This is a genomic window from Actinomadura sp. RB99 (assembly GCF_014706005.1).
Classification (GTDB): domain Bacteria; phylum Actinomycetota; class Actinomycetes; order Streptosporangiales; family Streptosporangiaceae; genus Spirillospora.
On record NZ_JABMCA010000041.1, the window covers coordinates 1 to 23,263 of the forward strand.

Sequence of the window (23,263 nt, forward strand, 5' to 3'; positions counted from 1 at the left end):
GCTGCGACCAGGGCCTGTGCCATCCTGACCGTGCCGATCAAGCACTCCAGGTGACGGGACCCGCCATGGCTCTGCGCTTTGCCGTCGAGAACGCCTCCCACCGCGCCGAAACCGAGAACGGTGACTTCGTCGACGAGCCGTCCGAAGACGCGATCTTCATGCTGATCGGCGACCTCAACCCCACCGACAACACCTTCATCACCATCGAACCCCTCGTAGACGACCCCGCCTGGTACGCCTCGATCTCCCTGCTGGACGAAGGCGGCTACGAAGTCGAGTACCGCGACGCCCGCCGCAGCGACCACCAACTGACCACCGAAACCGACCCAAGCAAGATCGCCAAAGACGCCATCATCTGGCTAGCCCACCGATAACGCGGCCAACCAGCCCGCCCAACGACTTCTGAAACACGGCCTAGCGGCTAGTTCGGGGGCGGGCCGGACGACCCTCCGCTGGTGTGCCAGAGGGGCGCGCGCGGGGGACGTTTGGCGGCGGGTCCGGCATGGCCGATGTCGGAGTACGGGGACATCGCGAAACCGGTCGGCTGGACGACGCGGCGGCCGACCGGGCGGGCCTGCGGTCCGCGGCGGGCCATGGCGGCGCGGACGGCGTCCGGGCCGCCGCGCCGCCACTCCTCGGCGAGGGTGTTCAGGTCCCAGCAGGCGGTCGCGGTGATCGAGACGGCGCGGGCCCCGGCGCGCCGGACGCGGCCCCGGACGACCAGCAGCCACGAGCCGAACACGGTCGCGGCGCAGCGCTCCTGCACCGACTCGAAGAAGGCCAGGTCGACCGGGCCGGTGGAGTCGTCCAGCGTGGCGAAGATGACGCGCTGGCCCGACCGGACCGCCGGGGTCTGCGTCGCGACCTTCACCCCGGCGACCAGGACGTCGGATCCGGCGGGACGGTCCGGCAGCGCGGCGGCGCGGACGATCCCGAGGCCGTCGAGGAGGCCGTCGTAGAAGCCGAGGACGTGCCGGCTGACGTCCATGCCGAGGACGTCCAGCTCGGCCTCGACGATCTCGGCGGGCGTCATCGGCGGCAGCTCGCCGAGGGGGACGGGTTCGGCGAGGCCGAGCTCGACGCCGGACAGGTCGCCGTCGCCGTCCTCGTGGCCGAGCGGCAGCTGCCCCTCGACGGGCGCGGCGCCGGAGCGGCGGGGCCGGGAGGTGATGCGGTCGAGGGCGCCGACCCGGCAGAGCAGGTCGCGGCGGGGCACCGGCCCGCCGCCGGGGCCGGACGGGTACAGCGCGTCGAACGCCCCGGCGAGGACGAGCCGCTCGGCGGTGGGGCGGGACACCCGGGCGCGCCGCCAGAAGTCGGTCAGCGACGCGTACGGCCGCGCGCCGACGATCGCGCCGACCTCGGCGTCGCTGATGCCCCTGACCTCGTTCAGCGCGACGCGGATCCCGGTGGCGCCGCCCGCGGAGACGGGTTCGGCGTGCCATTGCGGCGCGGACCGGTTGACGTCCAGCGGCAGGATCGGGACGCCGAAGTGCCGCGCGTCGTCCAGGATGACCCGCTTGGGGTACATGCCGGGGTCGTGGGTGAGGACGCCGGCGTAGAACGCGGCGGTGTGGTGCCGTTTCAGCCAGGCGGACTGGTAGGTCGGCAGCGCGAACGACGCGGCGTGCGCCTTGCAGAACCCGAACGCGCCGAACGCGGTGAGCGTCCGCCAGACCCGTTCGACGGTCGGCTCGTCGTAGCCGCGCGCGAGGGCCTTCTCGCGGAACCAGGCGCCGACGACGGCCTGGCCGCGCTCGTGGTTCAGGCTGCGCCGCGCCGCCTCCGCCGTCGACAGCCCGCAGCCGGTCATGACGTCGAGGACGCGCAGCACCTGCTCGTGGAAGACGACGACGCCGAGGCTCTCCCGCAGCACCGGTTCGAGGTCGGGATGCGGGTAGTCCGGGGCGCGGGTCCCGGCGCGGGCGTCCAGGAACGGCGACACCATGTCGGAGTTGACCGGCCCGGGGCGGAACAGCGAGATGTCGATGACGAGGTCGTCGAGGTTCCACGGCTGGAGCCGGCCGATCAGCTCGCGCTGGCCGGGCGACTCGATCTGGAAGCAGCCGAGCGTGCGGGACGTGCGGATCAGCGCGAAGGTGTCGGGGTCGTCCCGGGGGACGGCCTCCAGGTCGATCTCCTCGCCGGTGGTCCGCGCGACCTCCGCGACCGCGTGCGCCATCGCCGACTGCATCCGGACGCCGATGACGTCGAGCTTCAGCAGGCCCATCGCCTCGACGTCGTCCTTGTCGAACTGGCTCATCGGGAACCCGAGCGCGCTCTGCTCCACCGGCACCCGGTCGCGGAGCGTCGCGTTGGACAGCAGCACCCCGCACGGGTGCATCGCGATGTGCCGGGGCAGGCCGTCCAGCCGCTCGGCGATGCGGAACAGCACGTCGAGGCGGCCCTGCGACAGGTTGCTCTGCCGCAGCTCCGGCAGGTCCCGCAGGGCGGCGCCGATCTGGCTCGCGCGGATGTGCGGGAACGCCTTGGCGATCGCGTCGATCTCCTGCGGCGGCAGCCCGACGGCGTTGCCGACGTCGCGGATCGCGCTGCGCGCCCGGTAGGTCTCCATCATCGACACGCACGCGGTGCCGTCGGCGCCGTACCGGTCGAACAGCGCCTCGTACGCCTCCAGCCGCCGCGCCGACTCCACGTCGAGGTCGATGTCCGGCAGGCCCTCGCGGCTGTCGGCGAGGAACCGCTCCATGACCAGGTCGTGCCGGAGCGGGTCGAGGTCGCCGATGCCGAGCAGGTGGTTGACCAGGCTGCCCGCGCCCGAGCCGCGGATCGCGCAGCGGATGCCGCGCGACCGGATCAGCGCGGCGGCGTCGGCGACCGTGAGGAAGTACGAGGCGAGCCCCTTGCGGGCGATCACGCCCAGCTCGTCGGCGAGCCGCGCCTCCGCCCGCCGGGACCCTTCGAGCCCGCGCCGGGCCATCCCCTCCGCGCAGCGGGCGGCGAGCCGGGCCTGCGGGTCGCCGGCCGTCTCGGGCAGGTGCACCGCGTCCATCCCCAGGTCGCGGCCCGGATCCAGGACGCACCGCTCCGACAGCCGCCGCGTCTCGGCGAGCAGCTCGTCCGCCTCGTCCGGGCCGCAGGCGAGCTCGGCGACCCGGCGCATCTGCGGCACCGACTTCAGGTAGGCGTGCCCGGTGCGGTCGTCGAGGTGCCGGCGGTCCAGCGGGACGAGCCGCCGGGTCACGTCCAGCACCTGCGCCACCGGATGGTCGGCGGGCTCCAGGTACCGGACGGCGTTGGCGAGCACCGCGGGCACCCCGGACGCACGGGCGAGCGCGAGCGTCCGCGCAGCCCGGTGCCCGTCCCCCACGTCGTGGTGGTCCACGATCTCGATCACCGTCTCGGCCGCCGCGCGCCAGGCGTCGAGGAGCCGGGACGCGAGGTCGGGGCGCCGCGCCGCGACGGCCTTTCCCACGTCGGAGGCGGGGCCGAGGAGGACCACGAGGCCCTCGGCGTGCGCGCCGATCATCTCCCGGGTCGTCACCGGGTGCCCCCGCTCGCCCGCCGCGTGCGCCGCGGTGACCAGCCGGCACAGCGACCGCCATCCGGCGCGGCCCTCGGCCAGCACCACGACCCGCTCGCCGCCGGCGAGGCCGAGGTCGGCGCCCACGACCGCGCCGATCCCCGCGGCGTCGCACGCCTGGACGTGCCGCACCGCGCCGTACAGCCCGTCCCGGTCGGTCAGCGCGAGCGTCTCCAGGCCGAGGTCGGCCGCGCGCGCGGCCAGCGCGGCGGGCGGCGCCACGCCGTACCGGAGCGAATACGCCGAAGCGACGTGAAGGTGCACGTCAATCCCATACCCGGGATAGCAGCCAGCTGTCGGACGCCGCGTCGTAACGCAGCTCGTAGACCCCGATCTCCCGGTCCGGGGTCGCCTCGACCCGCCAGAACTCCCGCTCGCCGGTGGCCTCGCCGTCGGGATGCTGCTCCCGCCACCAGTCGCGGGTCGTGACCCAGTGCTCCAGGACCCGCCGGACGCGGTAGAGCCGGCCACGCCAGACGAACCGGACCGGACGCCCGTCGCTCACCCAGACGTCCACCGGGTCGCCGAACACGCGTGTCATCTGCCTCCCCCTCGTGCTCGCCGCACGGGGGAAGGAGCATGCGGCCGTTCGAACATACGTTCGCGACCGAGTCTAGAGACCCCGGCGACCACCGGGCAAGGCGGGGTCCGCGCGACCGCCGGCACGGCCCCCGGCCGACGCCCTGGTCACGCCACCGACGCGCTCCACCTCGACCGATATGGACCGGCGGACCGGCGGACCGGCGGACTGGCGGACTGGCGGGGCCACCTCAACCGGCAGCCCAGCCACGCGGCGGCCCGAACCGTCGCGATCGCGAGCGAAGCCAAGTTCGAGCTTGCGAGAACTTGATCGCGCAGCGAGCCCCCAGGGCGAGTCGAAGCGATGCAGCGATCGCACGCATTGCCCGTTGAAGGAAGGCCCTCTAGGGCCTGACGCCAAGGGCAATGCAAATGGACACAGCGACGTCGGGGGCGGTGGTGACGTCGGCCATGCCGCCGCCGGGCCAGAGGTAGGACCAGCCGGTGCCGACCGGGGTGGCGACGACCATGACCTGCCGGTCGGCGCCCGCGCCGTGGACGCTGAGCACGCTCTCGCCGGGTCCGGCGAACCGGCAGGTCAGACCCCGGGCGTGGAGTTCGCCCGCCAGGGCCGCCAGGTGCCGGCGACGCACCTCGGCGATCTCTCGTCCCTCGACTACAGACACCCGTATCAGCCGCCTCAGCATGGACCGGACCGTCTTGCCGGGCGACCTTGGGCGATCGGGCGGCGACGGTTGGTGACCGGCTCTCAGGATGACCCGAACCGGCGCGCCGCGCAGGGAAACACAGAGAGTCGGACGGTGTTCTCCCTGTACGGGTTCCAGCGAACGGAACCCGGTTCGGATCCGGAGGGTGCGTCCGTGATAGAAGCCTCTCTGAGACGGGCGTCCGGCGCCCGGCCCGGATAAGGAGTCAGCCGATGACCGCCGCCCCCGCCGGCGAGGAGCCGGATCCACCGGAAGGCGATCCGCCGGAGCACGAGGACGCCCCGCACCGCGCCGGGCACGAGCTGGCCGGGCTGCGCGAGCGCAAGAAGCAGCGGACCAGGCTCGCGCTGATCGACGCGGCGCTCGAGCTGTTCCTCGCGCAGGGCTACGAGGCCACGACGATCGACGAGATCGTGGCGGCGGTGGAGGTGTCGCAGCGCACGTTCTTCCGCTACTTCGCCACCAAGGAGGACGTCGTCACGAGCTTCCTCGCCGAGCACGACCAGGTGCTGGAGGACGCGCTGGCGGCGCGGCCGCCGGAGGAGCGCCCGTTCACCGCGCTGTTCGAGTCGCTGCGGGTGGTGCTGCGCACCATCGCGGGGAGCGATCCGGCCGACAGCGAGCGGTTCCGCCGGGTGCGGCAGGTGATCGAGGCGACGCCGACGCTGATCTCGGCGCAGATGGCGCGGTACAAGGCCGCGGAGAGCAAGCTCGCCGACGAGATCGCGCGGCGGGAGGGCGTCGACCCGCTCGCCGACCTGCGGCCCCGGATCGTCGTGGCGTTCTACTCGTCGGCGACGCGCGTCGCGTTCGAGGACTGCGCGCGGCAGGACATCTGGGACCCCGAGACGGTCGCGGCCCGGGTCGAGGAGGCGGTGGCGCTCGTCGAACGCACGATGCGCGACTGGGTCTGACGGAATAGCCCGCGCGGGCACCGGGTTCGCCGTTGTCGTAGGTTCCCCGAACGGCAGGAGTGGAAATGCGCGCGATCGTCGTCTCCGAGAGCGGCGGCCCCGAGGTGCTGGTGCCCGGCGAGCGTCCCGACCCGGTGCCCGGCCCGGGGGAGGTGCTCATCGACGTGGCGGCGAGCGGCGTCAACTTCATCGACGTGTACTACCGGACGGGCGCCTACGCGCAGCCGCTGCCGTACGTGCCGGGCGTGGAGGGCGCGGGGACGGTCGCGGCGGTCGGCGAGGGCGTCGGCGATGTCGCGGTGGGCGACCGGGTGGCGTGGTCGAACGTGCAGGGCTCGTACGCGCAGAAGGCCGTGGTCCCGGCGGACAAGGTCGTGCCGGTCCCGGACGGCGTCGGCCTGGACGACGCGGCCGCCGCGCTGCTGCAGGGCATGACGGCGCACTACCTGACCCGTTCGGTGCACGAGGTGAAGCCCGGCGACACCGTCCTCGTGCACGCGGCGGCGGGCGGGATGGGCCTGCTGCTCACCCAGGTCTCCAAGGCGGCGGGCGCGCGCGTCATCGGGACCGCCTCGACGCCGGAGAAGAAGCGGACGGCGCGCGAGGCGGGCGCCGACGAGGTGCTGGACTACGACGGTTTCGCCGACCGGGTGCGGGAGCTGACCGGCGGCGAGGGCGTCGCGGTGGTGTACGACGGTGTGGGCGCGCCCACGTTCGACGGCAGCCTGGCGAGCCTGCGGCGGCGCGGCGTCCTCGCGCTGTACGGCGCGGCGGGCGGGAAGGTGCCGCCGTTCGACCCGCAGCGGCTGAACGCGGCCGGGTCGCTGTTCCTGACCCGGCCGACGCTGGCGCACTACACCGCGACCCGCGAGGAGCTGCTGGAACGCGCCGCCGACGTGTACGGCTGGATCGCGTCGGGCGCGCTGGAGCTGCACATCGGGAAGCGGTACGACCTCGCCGACGCGGCCGCCGCGCACGCCGACCTGGAGGCGCGCCGCACCACCGGGAAGCTGCTCCTCGTCCCTTGACGATCATCCCCTAATGATGATCAGCGGGGCGCCGGCTCCCCTAACCTTGCCTCCATGACGACTCAGACCGCCGACCCCCTCGATCAGGACGAGCCCCGCGTCCTCGGGCCCTACCGCCTGCTCGGCAGGCTCGGCCGCGGGGGCATGGGCACCGTGTACCTGGCCGCCGAGCCGGACGGGCGCCGGGTCGCGGTCAAGGTCGTCAATCGCGAGCTGGCCGGGGAGCCGGCGTTCCTCGCCCGGTTCCGCCGGGAGGTCACGGCGGCGCGCCGCGTCCACCGGTTCTGCACCGCGCCCGTGCTGGACGCCGAACTCGACCAGGACCCGCCGTACGTCGTCACCGAGTACATCGACGGCCCCAGCCTGGAGGCCGCCGTCCGGGAGCGGGGCCCGCTGCCCGGCTCCGACCTGGAGGGTCTCGCGGTCGGCGTGGCGACCGCGCTCGCGGCGATCCACGGCGCCGGGATCGTGCACCGCGACCTCAAGCCCGCCAACGTCCTGCTGTCGTCCACCGGGCCCCGCGTGATCGACTTCGGCATCGCCCGCGCCCTCGACGCCCCCGACGGCCCGACCCGCACCGGCCAGTTCGTCGGCACCCCGTCCTACATCGCGCCCGAGGTGCTGCACGGCGGGCCGGTCGAGCAGGCGTCGGACGTGTTCGCCTGGGGCTGCGTCATCGCGTACGCCGGGACGGGCCGCCCGCCGTTCCAGGGCGAGTCGGTCGCGGACACGTTCCGGCGGATCGGCGCCGAGGAGCCGGTGCTGGACGGCCTGGACCCGAGGCTGCGCGCGATCGTCGGGTCCGCGCTCGCCAAGGACCCGCGGAGGCGGCCGACAGCCGAGCGGCTCCTCGCCCGGCTCGTCGGGCAGGAGGCGGCCGATCCGGCGCGGACCGCGGAGACGGTCTCGGCGGCCTGGCGGCGTCCGGAGGGGGCGCCCGCCCCGCCGCCGCCCGCGCCCGCTCCCGTTCCCGCACCGGCGGAGGTCCCGGAGCCGCGTCCCGCCGAGCCGTCCGGCACCGGAGCGCTCGGCGACGGCGCGCCCGCCGCCGCGCCGCCCGCGAAGGCCGCCGCCTCCCCCGGGCCGGACGAGGAGACCGTCGTGGTCGACCTGCCGTTCCCGGAGGTGTGGCGCGGGCCGCGGCGCTGGTTCACGCTGCTGCGCGGGCTGCTGGTGATCCCGCACCTGCTGGTGATGCTGCTCATGTACACCGCGCTGGTGCTGGTCATGCTGGTGAGCTGGGTGGTCATCCCGTTCACCGGCCGGTACCCGCGCCCGCTTTACGGCCTGGCCGTCGGCTGCCAGCGCTGGTCGAGCCGCGTCGTGGCGTACGCGTTCGGGCTCACCGGCGAGAAGATCCCGCCGTTCCGCACGCTGCCCCGCGCGCGCCGGGCCCGCTGACCCGCCGGGCCGCCGGGCCGCCGGGCCGCCGGAACCGCCTGGACCGGGCGAACCCGGCCGGTCCTTCGCGCGTCTGAAACGTCGGCGGCCACTAGGGTGCTACCCGAAACCACCGGCAACGTCCGGAAACCCCCTCCCAGGAACTTCACACCAATGACCACGCACGCAGGAGAGAACGGCGAGGCCCTGCGCCCCGACGACCCCACCGGGCTCGGGCCCTACCGGCTGGTGGGACGGCTCGGCCGCGGCGGCATGGGCACGGTCTACCTCGGCGAGGAGGCCGGCGGGCGGCGCGTCGCCGTCAAGGTGATCAACCGCGAGCTGGCCGGGGAGGCGCCGTTCCGCGACCGGTTCCGCCGCGAGGTGACGGCCGCGCGGCAGGTCCGCCGGTTCTGCACCGCGCCCGTGGTGGACGCCGAGCTCGACCGGGACCCGCTGTACGTGGTCACCGAGTACATCGACGGACCGAGCCTGGAGAGCGCCGTCCGGGAGCGGGGCCCGCTGCCCGGCTCCGACCTGGAGGGCCTGGCGGTCGGCGTGGCGACCGCGCTCGCCGCGATCCACGGCGCCGGGATCGTGCACCGCGACCTCAAGCCCGCCAACGTCCTGCTGTCGTCCACCGGCCCCCGCGTGATCGACTTCGGCATCGCCCGCGCCCTCGACGCGGCCGACGGCCCCACCCGCACCGGCCAGTTCGTCGGGACGCCGAACTACCTGCCGCCCGAGCTGCTGCGCGGCGAGCCGGTCACCCCGGCCTCCGACGTGTTCTCCTGGGGCTGCGTCGTCGCCTACGCCGGGACGGGCACCGCGCCGTTCTCCGGGAGCACCGTCCCGGAGATCTTCTACCGGGTCGCGCACGACGAGCCGAAGCTCGACGGCCTCGACCCGGGCCTGCGCGACATCGTCGCCGCCGCGCTCGACAAGGACCCGCGGAACCGGCCGTCCGTCCAGGAGCTGCTCGGCCGCCTGGTCGGCGCCGGGCAGACGCCCGACCCGGCCGTGCTCGCGCAGACCGTCCAGGCGAGCTGGCACGGCACCAGGACGGACCAGACCGTGCAGGCGCCGCACGCTCACCCGGCCCCCGCCACGCTGTTCGAGGCGGACGCCACGCGCCGCGACCCCGGTCCGGCCGGCGGGCCGGGCGGGTCCGGCGGCGTGCCGAAGCGTCCGCTGATCATCGCGGGCGCCGCCGTCGCCGCGCTGGCCGTCGTCGCCGCGGTCGTGGCGTTCACCGTGCTCCGCCCGGACGGCCCGCCCGACAAGCTCGCCACCGTGTTCAGCGACGACTTCTCCAGCCAGGACTCCGGCTGGAGCGGCGGCGCCTACACCAGCCAGTACGGCTACCAGGACGGCAAGTACTGGCTCGACGTCGACAACTACAGCTCCTCGCGGTCGCGGGACGTGCCCAAGGACCCCAAGGACGTCCCGGAGAAGATGCTGATGACCGTCACGGTCACCGTCTGGCAGGGCGCGCCGGACGCGCACTACGGCATGGCGTGCCGGTCGGGCGACGACGGCAAGCAGCAGTACACGTTCCTCGTCCGGCACGACGGCAAGGGCGCGACGCTCCGCAAGACCAGCGCCGCCCTCGGTTCCAAGGAGCTGGCCTCGCCCGACTCCGTCCCTGGCTTCGCCAAGAAGGGGCCGAACAAGCTGCAGGTCGCCTGCGAGGGCGAGGACGGCGGCAAGAAGGTCCGGCTGCGGCTCTGGGTGAACGGGAAGCAGGTCGTGGACAAGACCGACGCCGACCAGCCGCTGCCGAACGGCGGGGCGAGGCTGCAGATCGAGCGGGGCGGCAACCAGGCCGACAAGAGCGTCGTCGGCTTCGACGACTTCGACCTCTCCAAGATCACCGGCTGACCGGGGGCACCCGGCCGGGCCGGCGTCGTCACCCGTCGGCGGGCAGGTACCCGGCGATCCAGCGGGCCAGCTCGGCGAACACCTCGCCGCGGGCGGGCTCCGCCGACAGCGTCAGGTCGTGCAGCCCGCCGTCGATCCGGACGAGGGTGACGTGCGGGCCGAGCCGGGGCGCCCACTTCGCCATGTGCGCGACGTCCAGGACGGCGTCGGCGCCGGTGACGTCGAGCACCTTGCGGGTGGGCCGGACGCTGCGCGCGGACGCCATCACCAGGACGGGCACGTCGATGTCCAGCCCGCGGTGCGCGCGCAGCTGGCCGCGGCGGATGGCGGCGAGCCACGCCGCGCGCACCGGGAACCCCTCGATCGGCTTCCAGGCGAGGTCGAAGTCCCACTCGCCCTCGTGGTCGCGGTGGATGCTGCGCGGGTACCGGTCGCTCACCCCGGCGGGCAGCGCCGCCTTCGGGAACCGGGGCCGCAGCGCCCGCGCCAGCCCGGCACCGATCGTGCGCATCGGCGCCGACTCGTTGATGTCGAGGAACGGGCTGTTCAGGAACACCCCGTCGACCAGGCCCTTGCCCTTCGCCCGGTCGGCCCAGAGCGCGGCGATGAGCCCGCCGGTGGAGTGCCCGTTCAGCAGCAGCGTGCCGTGCCCGTCCACGTCCCGGACGATCCGGACGGCCTCGTCGATCTCCGGGAAGTACTCCGTCAGGCTCTCGACGTAGTTCGGGGTCTGGTGCGGCCGCAGCGACCGCCCGTACTTGCGCAGGTCGAGGGCGTAGAAGTCGAAGCCGAGGCCGAGGTAGAAGTCGGCGAGGTGGGCCTGGAAGAAGTAGTCGACGAACCCGTGCAGGTACAGCACGGCCCGGCGGGACGGCTCCGCGCCGCGCCGCCGGACGAGGGTCGCCACGACCTCGCCCTCGGCGTCGTGTCCCATCGGCAGCTCGATCGCCTCGTATCCGGGGCCGAGCACGTCCTCCGTCACGTCCATCGCGTCTCCTTCGCCGTACCGCCCGCCCCACAGCGTACGGCCAGGGCGCGTGCCGCTCGGAGCCCCCTATCCGGACGTCCGATATGTCGGTCGCAGAGGTCCGGAAGTCCCCTAAGGTGAGTGACGACCCCGTCACGGGTCGCGACCCCCGGCAGCGGACACGGAACCAGGAGCGATGACCGACACCACCGACGACCGCTCGACCCGGCTGCGGACGGGACTGCGCCGCCGCCACATGACGATGCTCGCCATCGGCGGCGCGGTGGGCGCGGGCCTGTTCGTCGGCAGCGGCGCCGTGATCGGCACCGCCGGGCCCGCCGCCGTCGTCTCGTACGCGGCGGCCGGCGTCCTGGTGCTGTGCGTGCTCCGGGCGCTCGGCGAGATGGTGGTGGCGCGGCCGGTCGCCGGGTCGCTCGCCGAGTACGCGCGGATGGCGCTCGGCCCGTTCGCGGGGTTCACGATCGGCTGGCTGTACTGGTACCTGTACGTGATCCTCGTCGGTGCGGAGGCGACGGCCGGCGCGGCGATCCTGGCGGGCTGGATCGACCTGCCGCAGTGGTTCCTCGCGGCCGCGCTGCTGGTGGTGATGACGGCGGTCAACCTGGTCTCGGTCCGCTCGTTCGGCGAGTTCGAGTTCTGGTTCGCCTCGATCAAGGTCGCCGCGATCCTGGTGTTCCTCGTGCTGGGCGTGCTCTGGGTCGCCGGCCTGTGGCCCCACTCCCCCGGCGGCCTGGACGTGCTCACCGGGCACGGCGGCTTCGCCCCCAACGGCGTCAAGGCGATCTTCACGGCGATCGTGGCGGTGATGTTCGCGTTCGGCGGCACCGAGATCGTCACGGTCGCCGCCGCCGAGAGCGAGGAGCCGGGCCGCGCCGTCGCGAAGGCGACCGGCAACGTGCTGTACCGCGTCGCGCTGTTCTACGTGCTGTCCATCCTGCTCGTCGTGTCGATCCTGCCGTGGAACGACGCCAAGGTGCTGACCAGCCCGTTCGTCAGCGCCCTGGACCGGCTGGACGTGCCGGCCGCCGGCACCGTGATGCAGGCGGTGATCCTCACCGCGGTGCTGTCGGTGCTGAACTCGGCGATCTACGTCTCGTCCCGGATGCTGTACGTGCTGACCCGGGACGGGGACGCGCCCGCCGGGCTGGTGCGGCTGAACCGGCGCGGCGTCCCCGTCCGCGCGATCCTGCTCGGCACGGTCGCGGCCTGGGCGGCGGTGATCGCCTCGTACACCTCGCCCGACCAGGTCTTCAAGTTCCTGATGAACTCGATCGGGGTCATCCTCGCGTTCGTCTACGTGTCGATCATGCTGTCCGAGCTGCGGCTGCGCGCCCGGCTCCGGCGCGAGGACCCGGGCAGCCTCACCTACCGCATGTGGCTGTACCCGTACCTGTCGTGGCTGGTCGTCGCCGCGCTGCTGGCGGTGCTGGTGTCGATGGCGTTCATGCACGCCCAGCGGTCGCAGCTGATCGCCTCGCTCGTCAGCCTCGCGGTGGTCGCCGCCTGCTACCCGCTGCGCGCGCGGTTCGGCCGCAAGCCGCCCGTCGCCGCTCCCCCGGCCCTCACGAAGGCGCCCTAGTCCTTCCTGCCGGTCGCGGCGATGGCGACGCCGAGGCCGATCATCATCAGGCCGCCGGTGCCGCCGATCGCGGCGAGCCGGCGCGGCGACCGGGCGAACCAGCCGCGCGCGGCGCCGGCGGCCAGCCCCCAGCAGCTGTCGCACAGCAGCGCGATCACCACGAAGATCAGCCCGAACACCAGCATCTGCAGCGGCACGTGCCCGCGCCCGCGGTCCACGAACTGCGGCAGCACCGCGGCGAAGAAGACCGTCGTCTTCGGGTTGGTGGCCCCGACGACGAAGCCCTGCCACAGGTCGCGGGCGCGGCTGCGGCCGGACGCGCCGCCCGCGCCGCCGATCGCCTCGGTCAGCGACCGGCGGTGCCGGAACGCCTGGACGCCGAGGTACACGATGTAGGCGGCGCCCGCGAGCTTCAGGGCGGTGAACACCACGACGGACCGCTCCACGATCGAGCCGATCCCCAGCGCGACGGCGGCGACCAGCGCCAGCGCGCCGATCTCGTTGCCGACGACGCTGGTCAGGGCGGTGCCGCGGCCGTGCGCGAGGGCCCGGCCGACCACGAACAGCACCGTCGGGCCGGGGATCACGATGATGGCCAGCGCCATCGCGGAGAAGGCGAGCAGGTGCCCGGTCGACATCATGGACGAACAGTACGCACCGGACTTCCCGCCCGCCCACCGGTTTTCACGCGGTCTCGACCCGCCAGGTCGCGCCGGACGCCTCCAGGAAGCCGAGGAGATCGGCCGGGTCGAACGCCTCGGCGGGCGTGCGGGTCCCGGCGGGCGCCCCGTCCGCGACGAGCCGCCGCGCGCCCTCGACCGCGATCACCGCGGTGGTCCCGTACGCGTCCGTCCCGGTGACCACACCGCGCACGGTCCGTCCGGACGGGTCGGACGCCTCGGCCAGCATGAGCCACCGGGCGCCCGCCCGGGACGCCTCGTCCGGACGCTCCGGGACGCTCTCCACCGCTTCGCTGGTCAAGCTCCCGAACAGGGCGGCGACCTCGGTGCGGATCGCGGCCCGGACGCGCCGCGCCCGCACATGGCGCGGGACGGTGACGACGCCGGGCAGCGCGAAGGGCGCGACCGCGACCTTCTCCGGCTCGCCGGGCAGGGCGATCGTCCGGCCGGTGTCGCCGGCGGGCGCGGGGACCCAGTCCCCGTCGCGGTACTCCAGCGGCGCCGCGCCGTCGGCCGCCGCCATCGACCGCGCGGTGCCGCGCGACACCGCGCCGGGCCGCCGCAGGTCGGCGACCAGCAGGTCGTCGACGTCGTCGAGGCGGGCGGCGACGAGCGCGGCGATCAGGTCGCCGGGCCCGCCGTCGTCGGCCAGGCCCGGGACGACCGTCACCCCGGCGCGCGCGGCGTCCGCGCCGAACGTGTCGAGGACGTGCCGCAGGTAGCCCTGCTCGCCCGTGGTGTCGACGTAGTGGCATCCGGCGGCGATCGCGGCCCGCACGACCGGTTCGCCCCACAGCGCGAACGGTCCCGCGCAGTTGATCACGGCGTCGCAGTCGCGGAACGCCTCGGTGAGGACGGCGTGGTCCTCAAGGCCCGCGATCCGGAGGTCGGCGTCCGGGGCGCCGGCGCGCTCGGCGGCCGCGCGCAGGCGCTCGCGGTCGCGTCCCACGGCGACGGCCTCGATCCCCCGGCGGCGCAGTTCGGCGAGCGCCAGCCCTCCGGTGAACCCGCTCGCTCCGTAGACGGCGATTCTCATGGTGCCTCCCTGTCGATGTGCTCTCTGCGATCACCGTAGGGAGAGCGCGGGAGACTCCCCATGCCCGAGGATCCAGCCACCATGTCCATTCGTCTCGCTGCTGGATGTCTCGCGATACGGTCGGACACATGGACGTGCTCAGCGACGCGATCTCCGCCATGCGGCTCGGGCGGCCGCACTCCTCGCGCACCGTCCTGGACGCGCCGTGGGGCGTGCGGTTCGAGCCGCAGAAGGGCGCGGGCTTCCATGTGCTGCTCAAGGGCGCCTGCTGGCTGATCCCCACGGTGGGCGATCCGGTCCGGCTCGGTGTGGGAGACGTCGCGTTCCTGCCGCGCGAGCTGGGCCACGGCCTCGCGGACGTCCCGGACCGTCCGCTGGCCGACGCGCGCTCCCTGATCCGCCCGCAGGCCGCAGGCGGGCTTGATACCGACGGCCACGGCACGGACGGCCACGGCGCGGACAGCCGTACGGAGATGCTGTGCGGCGCGTACCGGCTCGACCAGTCCCGGGTGCATCCGCTGCTCGCCGAACTCCCCGACGTCGTCCACATCCCGGCGCGGATCGGCAGGCATCCGTCGCTGCGCGGCGCGATCGAGCTGCTCGGCCGCGAGCTGGACGGCGGGACGCGGCACGGCGGTGACGCCGCCCTGCCCGCGCTGCTGGACATCCTGCTGCTCTACATGGTGCGCGCCTGGTACGAGGACCGTCCGGCGGACGAGGCGACGGGCTGGGCGGCGGCGCTCCGCGATCCGGCGGTCGCGGCGGCGCTGCGGGGCGTGCACGACGAACCGGGCCGGCCGTGGACCGTCCGGTCGCTGGCCGAACGGGCGGGGCTGTCCCGCGCCGCGTTCGCGCGCCGTTTCACCGCCACGGTCGGCGCGCCTCCGCTGGCGTACGCGACGTGGTGGCGGATGACGGTCGCCGCGCGGCTGCTGCGGGACACCGACCTGCCGCTGCGGGCGGTCGCGGAGCGGGTGGGGTACGCGTCGGAGTTCGCGTTCGCGAAGGCGTTCAAGCGGGAGTTCGCGGAGGCGCCGGGACGGTTCCGGGACGCGGCGAGCGGAGATGACCGGCCCTGGCCGGACGAATGATCGTGACCTAGGCCACATTCCCGGCATACGGTGATCGCATGTCCGCCCCCGCCGGCGCCGCGTCCGGGCCCGTAGGCGTCACGTCCCGGGACGGCCCGGCGCGGGTCGCCTGGCGGCCCGTGCTGCTGATGGCCGGCGCGCTCGGCGCGCTGCTGCTCGCGGTCGCCGCCCGCTACGGCTACCACCGCGACGAGCTGTACTTCCGCGTCGCCGGACGGCACCTGGCCTGGGGCTACCCCGACCAGCCGCCGCTGCTGCCGCTGCTGACCCGCGCCGCGACCGCGGCCTTCGGCGACACGCTCGTGGTGCTGCGCGTTCCCGCGGCCGTCTTCGCCGCGGCGGGCGTCGTGGTCGCCGCGCTCACCGCGCGGGAGATGGGCGGCGGGCGCCGCGCCCAGCTCCTCACCGCCGCCTCCTACGCGGTGTGCCCGTTCGCGGTCGCGGTGGGCCACAGCTTCTACACCGCGACCCTCGACCTGCTGCTGTCGACGGCGCTGGTGTGGCTCGTCGTCAGGTGGGTGCGGACGTCCGACCAGCGGATGCTGCTCGCGGCGGGCGCGGTCGCGGCGGCGGCGCTGAACGTCAAGTATCTGGCCGGGTTCCTGCTCGCCGCGATCGTCGCGGGCCTGCTCGTCTCCGGGCCCCGCGACTTCCTGCGCCGCCCGATGCTCGCGGCCGGCGCCGCGGTCGTCGCCGTGGCGGTGCTGCCCGGGCTGGTGTGGCAGGCCCGGCACGGGTGGCCGCAGATCGACATGGCCGGGAAGATCGCGGACAGCGGCGACTTCGCCGGGCGGCCCGGCTTCGTCCCGTTCCAGATACTGATGACCGGGATCGTGCCGTCCTGGCTGTGGATCTACGGGCTGTGGCGGACGTACCGGTCGGACGCCCTGCGCCCGTTCCGCTTCCTCGGCCACGCGTACCTGCTGCTGAACGTCGTGTTCATCGCGACCGGCGGCAAGCCGTACTACCTGGCCGGGCTGTGGCCGGCGCTGTGGGCGGCGGGCGCCGTCGAGGTCGAGCGGCACGGCGCGCCGCGCGGGTGGGGCTGGGCGGCGACGGCCCCGGCGTACGCGGTGACGGCGGTGTGCAGCGTCGCCCTGACGCTGCCGGTGTACCCGGTGAAGTGGCTGGCCGGCACGCCGCAGCCGGTCATCAACGCCGACTCCGCCGAGACGGTCGGCTGGCCCCGCTTCGCGCGGGAGGTCGCGCGCGTCTACCGGACGCTGCCGCCGGACGAGCGCGCCGAGGCCGTGATCGTGACGGGCAACTACGGCGAGGCCGGGGCGCTCGACCGGTACGGCCCGAAGCTCGGCCTGCCCCGCGCCTACAGCGGGCACAACGGGTTCTGGTACTTCGGCCGCCCGCCCGACACCGGTGGCCCCGCGATCGTCGTCGGCCCGGACACCGTCGCCGACGGCTCGTCCCTGAGCCGCTACTGGACGGACGTCCGCCCGATGGGCCGCATCGACGACGGTGTCGGCCTCGACAACCAGGAGCAGGGCAAGCCGGTATGGGTGTGCCGGGGGCAGCGCGCGCCCTGGACCCGCCTGTGGCCCGAGTTCAAGAAGCTCAGCTGACCCGGGAGGTCAACACGGCACCCGGCTCGTCAGCACGGCACGCGGGACGTCAGCACGGCACGCGGCTCGCCTCGGCGGCGGCAGCGGCCGACGGCACCGTCCGGCCGCGGCGGTCGCGGCGGTCCAGCGCGCCGCCCACCAGCGCCGACGCGAGCCCGGCGGCGCCGAGCAGAGCGGCCACCCAGAGCACGGAGGTGTACCCGAGCCCGGCCCCGATCGCCAGCCCGGCGAGCGCGGGGCCGACAGCGTTGCCGAGGTTGAAGGCCGAGACGTTCGCGGCGGACGCCATGGTCGGCGCGGCGGCCGCCCGCTGCACCACCCACACCTGCAGCGGCGGGATCGTGGCCGAGGCGACGACGCCGAAGACGGTCAGCGTCGCCACCGCCGCGATCCGGTCGTGCGAGGTCACCAGCAGCACCGCCGACAGCGCGGTCAGCCCGGCGAGCGCCGCGAGGACCGTGGGCAGCAGCGCCCGGTCGGTGTAGCGGCCGCCGAGCGGGCCGCCGGCCAGCATCCCCGCGCCGAGCAGCGTCATCACCACCGGGACCGCCCCCTTGCCGAACCCGGTGACGTCGGTCAGCAGCGGCGCCACGTAGGTGACGACGGCCAGCACCGGCGCCCAGCCGAGCGCGGTGGTGGCGAGCGCCAGCCACATCCGGCCGCTGCGGAACACCGCCATCTCGTGCCGCAGCCCGCCCTGCGGGCGCGGACCGGACGGGACGAGCAGCGCGATCCCGGCGAGCGCGACGACGCCGATCCCGGCGACCGTCCAGAACGTGGCGCGCCAGCCGAGCTGCTGGCCGAGGAACGTGCCGAGCGGGACGCCGAGCACGTTCGCCAGGCTGATCCCGGTGAACATCAGCGCGACGGCCCGCGCGCGGCGCTCCGGCGCGACGAGCTCGGCGGCGACGACCGCGCCGACGCCGATGTAGGCGCCGTGCGCGAACGAGGCGACGATCCGCGCCGCGAGCAGGACGCCGAAGCCCGGCGCGAGCGCCGACAGCAGGTGCGCGGCGACGAACAGGGCCATCAGGCCGACGAGCATCGTCTTGCGGGGCAGCCGCGCGCCGAGCGCGGTGACCAGCGGCGCGCCCACCACGACGCCGAACGCGTAGCCGGACACCAGCAGCCCGGCGGCGGGGATCGAGGTGTGGAAGTCGGACGCGAGGTCCGGCAGCAGCCCGGCGATGACGAACTCGGTCGTGCCGATGCCGAAGGCGCCCAGCGCGAGGGCCAGCAGCGCGAGGGGCATGAGGGATCTCCTCGGGTAGAGTAGGCGGCGCCTGCAACAGCAAGCGCATGCATTTATTGCACGAGCATGTATTTGCAGACGCCTGCTATATCACCATGCAAGTACCTGGCGCGCAACACGAGGAGGCGTGAGCCATGTCACCCGCCCAGCCGTCCAGCGCCCCCACCGGCACGGGCGACCGCGCCCAGGGCTGGCGGACCCTCGCCGCCCTGCACGCGCGCATCGAGGACGAGATCGAGCGCGCCCTCCAGCGGCGGCACGGCCTGAGCGTCAACGAGTTCTGCGTGCTGCACCACCTCGCCGGACCCGACGGCCGGCACGTCCGGATGCAGCAGCTCGCCGACAAGCTCGTGCTCAGCCAGAGCGCGACGACCCGCCTGGTCGCCCGGCTGGAGAAGCGCGGCCTGCTCACCCGCGTGCTGTCGGAGGAGGACCGGCGCGGCATCTACGCCGAGGCAACCCCCGAGGGGCACGAACTGCACGCCGAAGCCGCCCCGACGCACAACGCCGCGCTCGACGACGCGCTGGCCGCGGCGGCCCGGCTGCCGGAGCTCGCGCCGCTGGTCGCGGCGCTGGAAGGGCTGGCGAATCTGAAGGTGTGACGGCGGCCGGGCTCAGCCCGTCAGGATCTCCCAGGCCGTGCCGCGGCGGACCAGCAGGTCATGGGTCAGCAGGCTCCCGGCGGGCACGTCCCACGCCGGGTCCGCGACGCCGTCGCCGCGGTTCTCCGCCCACACCTGGCCGACCGCCCAGCGCAGCTTGTCGACGCCGTCCGGGTGCCCGGTGCCGGACGCCACGAACACGTCCCGTGCGGGGGCCGCGACGACGAGGTCCCCCTCCACGTCCTGCGCGAGCTTGTCGAGGAACCCCTCGTCCAGCAGCAGCGCCGCCTCCAGGCCGCCCCGCCGCGACGGCGCGCCCATCGGGCCGGGCTCGCCGAGCGTCACCGTCACCGCGCGCACGTCCGGGTACCAGCTGAGGCCGAGCTCCGGCCTGCGGTCCCGCAGGTTGATCACCGCCTGCCGGCGCAGGTCGCCGGCCGCGACGCCGAGCTCGGCGCAGTGCCGCGGCGCCACGTGCTCGTAGCGGCGGCCCGCGACCGCCGACTCGTCGGCGATCTCCAGCGCGTAGGTGACGTACAGGTCGCCGGCGAACGCGTCGCGGACCGGCTCCTCGTCCGGCGGCAGCGGGAACTCCAGCTGGATCTCCGCCGGAACCCGCGCCTTCATCAGCGGGACGATGAGACTGGACCGCTCGTCCGTCACCGACATTCCTCTCGTACCGACTGCCTCGCACGCGATCGCAACGCTGAGGTCGTTGAGGCTCGAGCTTAGTACGGGTGCGGGAGGGGCCGGACTGCCCCGCGCGGCGCGGGTGTGATCGCGCGGGCACGGTGGGTAGTGATCGTGGCGGAGGGGACGTGAACTTCTGGGAGTACCTGGGCAGCCGGCGCGAGCGGCTCCAGTTCGAGACCTGGCAGCACGCCAGCATGGTGTTCCAGTGCGTGCTGGCCGCGCTGGTGCTCGGGCTGCTGATCGGGCTGGCCGTCTACCGCAGCGGCCGGCTGTCGGCGGTGGCCACCAGCACCGCCGGGGTGATCTTCACGATCCCGTCGCTGGCGCTGCTCGGCCTGCTGATCACGCCGCTCGGCCTCGGGGTGGCGCCGAGCGTCGTCGCGCTGACCCTGTACTCGCTGCTGCCGATCGTGCGGAACACCGTCGTCGGGCTGGCCGGCGTCGACAGGACGCTGGTGGACGCGGCGCGCGGCATCGGGATGACCCGCACCGCGATCCTGCTGCGGATCGAGCTGCCCCTCGCGTGGCCGGTGATCCTCACCGGCGTCCGGGTGAGCACGCAGCTCGCGATGGGGATCGCGGCGATCGCCGCGTACGTGTCCGGGCCGGGGCTCGGCGAGCAGATCTTCTCCGGGCTGGCCCGGCTGGGCGGCGCCAACGCGATCAACATGACGCTCGCCGGGACGGTGCTGATCATCATCCTGGCGCTGCTGTTCGACGGGTGCTTCGTCCTGATCGGGCGGCTGACGACCCCGCGGGGCGTCCGTGTCTGAGGGCGGCGTGCGGGAGGCCGGCGGCACGGCGGCGGCCGCGGGCGACGACGACGCCGGGCGCGGCGGGATCCGGCTGATCAACGTCACCAAGCGGTACCCCGGGCAGGCCGCCGCGGCCGTCGACGACGTCACGATGACGATCCGCAGTGGCGAGATCGTCGTGCTGCTCGGCCCGTCCGGCAGCGGCAAGACCACGATGATGCGGCTCATCAACCGGCTGATCGAGCCGACGTCCGGGAAGATCTTCGTGGCGGGCCGGGACGCGATGGGCCTCGACCCGACGGAGCTGCGCCGCCACATCGGCTACGTCATCCAGAACGCCGGGCTGTTCCCGCACATGACGGTCGCGACGAACATCGGCCTCGTCCCGCAGATGCTGAAGTGGGACAAGAAGCGGATCGCGGCCCGCGTCGACGAGCTGCTCGACCTCGTCGACCTCGATCCCGCCCAGTACCGCGACCGGTACCCGCGCGAGCTGTCCGGCGGCCAGCAGCAGCGCGTCGGCGTCGCGCGCGCGCTCGGCGCCGACCCTCCCGCCATGCTGATGGACGAGCCGTTCGGCGCCCTCGACCCGATCACCCGCGGGAACCTCCAGGACTCGCTGCTGCGGCTCCAGGAGGAGCTCGGCAAGACGATCGTGTTCGTCACCCACGACATCGACGAGGCGCTCAAGCTCGGGGACCGCATCGCGATCCTCGACAAGGGCTCGCGCGTCGCGCAGTACGCGACCCCGCAGGAGATCCTGCTGAACCCGGCCGACGCGTACGTCGAGCAGTTCCTCGGCGGCGGGCAGGCGATGCGGCTGCTGCAGTTCAGCCGGGTCGCGGACGTGCCGCTGCAGGAGGTGCCGCGGGCGCGGACCGGCGACGACGCGGCGGAGGTCCGGCGCCGGATCGAGGGCGGCGAGACCGGCTTCGCGATCGTCCTGGACGAGCGGGACCGGCCCGTCCGCTGGGCCCATCCCGAGGACCTGGAGGGCGTCACCGGGCCGATCGGCGAGCGCGGCATGGCCGTCGCGACGCCGATCCGGGCCCGCGACACCCTCCAGCAGGCCCTCGAATGGCTGATCCAGATCGAGCACGAGTGGGTGCCGGTCGTCGGGCCGCGCGGCGTCTACCGCGGCACCGTCACCCTCGGCACCCTGCAGAACGCGATCAAGGAGATGAAGGACCGCGCGCGGACCCGGAGGCGGACCCCGTGAGCGCACCGCCGCCCGCCGCCCCGGCGCCGTCCGGGGAGGCGCCGGCGGAGAACCCGAGCGCCGCCGCCGAGCCGCGGCAGTCGCTGCACACCCCGACCGGGCGGTCCTGGCGGTCGTGGCTGGAGCCGGTCGCCATCGTCCTCATCGGCGCCGCATGGCTGCTGTACGTGGAGAACTCGAACCTGGACAGCATCGCCGCCCGCAGCCTCGCGACGCGCTACGTCGGGCGGAAGACGTGGGAGCACATCGAGCTGACCGTCGTGTCCACGCTCGTCGTGCTGGTGATCGCGATCCCGCTCGGCGTCCTGCTGAGCCGCTCGTGGGCGCGTCCCGCCACGCCGTTCGTGCTGGCGATCGCCAACGTCGGGCAGTCCGCGCCCGCCATCGGCGTGGTGGTGCTGCTCGCGGTGATCTGGGGCATCGGCTTCTGGACGGCCGTCGTCGCGCTCGTCGCCTACGGGGTGCTGCCCGCGCTCCGCAACACCATGGTGGGGCTCCAGCAGGTCGACCCGACCCTCACCGACGCGGGGCGGGGCATCGGGATGTCGCCGGGCACGGTGCTGCGCCGCGTCGAGCTCCCGCTGGCGGCGCCGGTCATCCTGGCCGGCATCCGCACCACGCTGGTGCTCATGGTCGGGACGGCGAGCATCGCCGCGTTCATCAGCGGCGGCGGGCTCGGCGACCTCATCACCAGCGGCGTCAGCACCCAGCGCACCCCGGTGCTGCTCACCGGCTGCGTCCTCATCGCGCTGCTCGCGCTGCTGATCGACTGGCTCGGCGGGATGGCGGCCCGGGCCCTCGCCCCGAAGGGGCTGTGATGCGGCGCGGGCTCCTGGCGGCCGGCCTGGCGCCGGTGCTGCCGCTCCTCCTCGCCGGATGCGGGCTCAAGCCGGCGTCGGCGTTCCTGCCGCACATCGAGCCCGGCAGCATCCGCCCCGTCCCGGACCTGAAGAACGCGACGATCCGGGTCACCTCGAAGGAGTTCACCGAGCAGATCATCCTCGGCAAGATCGCGGTGCTGGCGCTCACCGCCGCCGGCGCGAACGCGGTCGACCACACCAACGTGCAGGGCAGCGTCACCGCCCGCAAGTCCATCACCAGCGGCGACAACGACCTCGCCTGGGAGTACACCGGCACCGGCTGGATCACCTACCTCGGGCAGGAGAACCCGATCCCCGACCCGCAGAAGCAGTTCGAGGCCGTCCGCGACCTCGACATGAAACGCAACCACATCGCCTGGCTGGCGCCTCCGGCGCCGCTCAACAACACCTATGCGATGGCGGTCACGACCGCGAACCAGAAACGGTTCGGGCTCACCGACCTCTCCGACATGGCGAAAGTCCCGACCGGCCAGCGGACGTACTGCGTCGACCCCGAATTCTTCGCCCGCAACGACGGGCTGCGCGGGATGCTCCAGGCGTACGGACTGTCCTACGGGTCGAGCGTCCCCGCAGGGAACGTGCGGCAGATGTCGTCGGGCGTCGTCTACAGCGCCACGTCGAGCGGGAAATGCACCTTCGGCGAGGTGTTCACCACCGACGGCCGCATCCAGGCGCTCCACCTGCACGTGCTCGGCGACAGCAAGCACTTCTTCCCGAACTACAACCCGGCCATCACCGTCCGCGAGACGGTGCTGCGCGCGCATCCGGAACTCACGGGGCTCTTCGCGAAGATCAGCCCCCGGCTCACCACCGGCGTCATGCGGAACCTGAACAGCAAGGTCGACGTGAACGGCGACGACCCGGTGCTCGTCGCCCGCGACTGGATGCGCGAGCAGGGGCTCATCAAATAGCCCCG

21 protein-coding genes are annotated in these 23,263 nt (G+C 74.0%); 13 read left to right on the forward strand and 8 right to left on the reverse strand.

Annotation, left to right across the window (positions count from 1 at the left end; genetic code table 11):
- On the forward strand, positions 1 to 374 hold a 374-nt coding region (locus amrb99_RS30180; RefSeq protein ID WP_206700157.1), incomplete at its 5' end, for a hypothetical protein.
- Between the two features lie 47 nt (positions 375 to 421).
- On the opposite strand, the gene dnaE is transcribed toward amrb99_RS30180, so the two are convergent.
- From dnaE to amrb99_RS30195, 3 genes are all read right to left on the reverse strand, one after another.
- On the reverse strand, positions 422 to 3,808 hold the full coding sequence (gene dnaE, locus amrb99_RS30185; RefSeq protein WP_347256926.1) for a DNA polymerase III subunit alpha: 3,387 nt from the start codon (positions 3,806 to 3,808) through the stop codon (positions 422 to 424).
- 1 nt (position 3,809) lies between these two features.
- On the reverse strand, positions 3,810 to 4,085 hold the full coding sequence (locus tag amrb99_RS30190) for a DUF6504 family protein (RefSeq protein WP_190862441.1): 276 nt from the start codon (positions 4,083 to 4,085) through the stop codon (positions 3,810 to 3,812).
- Positions 4,086 to 4,467: 382 nt separating this feature from the next.
- On the reverse strand, positions 4,468 to 4,749 hold the full coding sequence (locus amrb99_RS30195; RefSeq protein WP_347256927.1) for a hypothetical protein: 282 nt from the start codon (positions 4,747 to 4,749) through the stop codon (positions 4,468 to 4,470).
- Positions 4,750 to 5,003: 254 nt separating this feature from the next.
- Here amrb99_RS30195 and amrb99_RS30200 point away from each other — a divergent pair, with 254 nt between their 5' ends.
- From amrb99_RS30200 to amrb99_RS30215, 4 genes are all read left to right on the forward strand, one after another.
- Positions 5,004 to 5,705: a TetR family transcriptional regulator gene (locus amrb99_RS30200; protein WP_190862445.1), complete on the forward strand. Its 702-nt coding sequence runs from the start codon at positions 5,004 to 5,006 to the stop codon at positions 5,703 to 5,705.
- A gap of 65 nt (positions 5,706 to 5,770) precedes the next feature.
- Positions 5,771 to 6,733 carry a quinone oxidoreductase gene (locus amrb99_RS30205; RefSeq protein WP_190862447.1) on the forward strand — a complete coding sequence of 321 codons (963 nt, stop codon included), beginning with the start codon at positions 5,771 to 5,773 and terminating at the stop codon, positions 6,731 to 6,733.
- A 54-nt stretch (positions 6,734 to 6,787) separates the two neighbouring features.
- On the forward strand, positions 6,788 to 8,134 hold the full coding sequence (locus amrb99_RS30210; protein WP_190862449.1) for a DUF4389 domain-containing protein: 1,347 nt from the start codon (positions 6,788 to 6,790) through the stop codon (positions 8,132 to 8,134).
- Between the two features lie 153 nt (positions 8,135 to 8,287).
- Positions 8,288 to 9,994, forward strand: coding sequence for a serine/threonine-protein kinase (locus amrb99_RS30215; protein ID WP_190862452.1), 1,707 nt, complete (start codon positions 8,288 to 8,290; stop codon positions 9,992 to 9,994).
- 28 nt (positions 9,995 to 10,022) lie between these two features.
- On the opposite strand, the gene amrb99_RS30220 is transcribed toward amrb99_RS30215, so the two are convergent.
- Entirely contained in the window at positions 10,023 to 10,982 is a 960-nt protein-coding gene (locus tag amrb99_RS30220) for an alpha/beta hydrolase (protein ID WP_190862455.1), read from the reverse strand.
- Between the two features lie 175 nt (positions 10,983 to 11,157).
- On the opposite strand from amrb99_RS30220, the gene amrb99_RS30225 reads away from it, so the two are divergent.
- Positions 11,158 to 12,561, forward strand: coding sequence for an amino acid permease (locus tag amrb99_RS30225; RefSeq protein ID WP_241756079.1), 1,404 nt, complete (start codon positions 11,158 to 11,160; stop codon positions 12,559 to 12,561).
- On the opposite strand, the gene amrb99_RS30230 is transcribed toward amrb99_RS30225, so the two are convergent.
- Positions 12,558 to 13,202, reverse strand: a complete 645-nt coding sequence (locus amrb99_RS30230) for a LysE family translocator (protein WP_190862457.1) — start codon at positions 13,200 to 13,202, stop codon at positions 12,558 to 12,560. The genes amrb99_RS30225 and amrb99_RS30230 overlap by 4 nt on opposite strands.
- 43 nt (positions 13,203 to 13,245) lie before the next feature.
- The gene (locus amrb99_RS30235; protein ID WP_190862459.1) at positions 13,246 to 14,277 is read right to left on the reverse strand and encodes a saccharopine dehydrogenase NADP-binding domain-containing protein; all 1,032 of its coding nucleotides are present in this window, start codon (positions 14,275 to 14,277) and stop codon (positions 13,246 to 13,248) included.
- A gap of 128 nt (positions 14,278 to 14,405) precedes the next feature.
- Here amrb99_RS30235 and amrb99_RS30240 point away from each other — a divergent pair, with 128 nt between their 5' ends.
- Together amrb99_RS30240 and amrb99_RS30245 are read left to right on the forward strand one after the other, a co-directional pair.
- Positions 14,406 to 15,368, forward strand: a complete 963-nt coding sequence (locus amrb99_RS30240; protein ID WP_190862461.1) for an AraC family transcriptional regulator — start codon at positions 14,406 to 14,408, stop codon at positions 15,366 to 15,368.
- Positions 15,369 to 15,406: 38 nt separating this feature from the next.
- Positions 15,407 to 16,945, forward strand: coding sequence for a glycosyltransferase family 39 protein (locus amrb99_RS30245; protein ID WP_206700158.1), 1,539 nt, complete (start codon positions 15,407 to 15,409; stop codon positions 16,943 to 16,945).
- 49 nt (positions 16,946 to 16,994) lie between these two features.
- On the opposite strand, the gene amrb99_RS30250 is transcribed toward amrb99_RS30245, so the two are convergent.
- Complete coding sequence (locus amrb99_RS30250; protein ID WP_190862463.1) at positions 16,995 to 18,197, reverse strand: MFS transporter; 1,203 nt, start codon at positions 18,195 to 18,197, stop codon at positions 16,995 to 16,997.
- 134 nt (positions 18,198 to 18,331) lie between these two features.
- Between amrb99_RS30250 and amrb99_RS30255 the strand changes: the two genes are divergently transcribed.
- A complete protein-coding gene (locus amrb99_RS30255; RefSeq protein ID WP_190862466.1) occupies positions 18,332 to 18,799 on the forward strand; it encodes a MarR family transcriptional regulator in 468 nt (155 codons plus the stop codon).
- A 12-nt stretch (positions 18,800 to 18,811) separates the two neighbouring features.
- Here amrb99_RS30255 and amrb99_RS30260 read toward each other — a convergent pair whose 3' ends face one another.
- Complete coding sequence (locus amrb99_RS30260; protein ID WP_347256928.1) at positions 18,812 to 19,462, reverse strand: DUF1444 domain-containing protein; 651 nt, start codon at positions 19,460 to 19,462, stop codon at positions 18,812 to 18,814.
- Between the two features lie 155 nt (positions 19,463 to 19,617).
- Between amrb99_RS30260 and amrb99_RS30265 the strand changes: the two genes are divergently transcribed.
- Genes amrb99_RS30265 through amrb99_RS30280 form a run of 4 tightly spaced genes read left to right on the forward strand, consistent with a single transcriptional unit; the run spans position 19,618 to position 23,258 of the window.
- A complete protein-coding gene (locus amrb99_RS30265) occupies positions 19,618 to 20,265 on the forward strand; it encodes an ABC transporter permease subunit (protein WP_190862470.1) in 648 nt (215 codons plus the stop codon).
- On the forward strand, positions 20,258 to 21,466 hold the full coding sequence (locus amrb99_RS30270; RefSeq protein WP_347256929.1) for an ATP-binding cassette domain-containing protein: 1,209 nt from the start codon (positions 20,258 to 20,260) through the stop codon (positions 21,464 to 21,466). Before amrb99_RS30265 ends, amrb99_RS30270 begins: the two co-directional genes overlap by 8 nt.
- The gene (locus amrb99_RS30275; RefSeq protein WP_190862472.1) at positions 21,463 to 22,284 is read left to right on the forward strand and encodes an ABC transporter permease subunit; all 822 of its coding nucleotides are present in this window, start codon (positions 21,463 to 21,465) and stop codon (positions 22,282 to 22,284) included. The genes amrb99_RS30270 and amrb99_RS30275 overlap by 4 nt, the downstream gene beginning before the upstream one ends.
- Complete coding sequence (locus amrb99_RS30280; RefSeq protein WP_190862474.1) at positions 22,284 to 23,258, forward strand: glycine betaine ABC transporter substrate-binding protein; 975 nt, start codon at positions 22,284 to 22,286, stop codon at positions 23,256 to 23,258. Before amrb99_RS30275 ends, amrb99_RS30280 begins: the two co-directional genes overlap by 1 nt.
- The last annotated feature ends 5 nt before the right edge of the window (positions 23,259 to 23,263 follow it).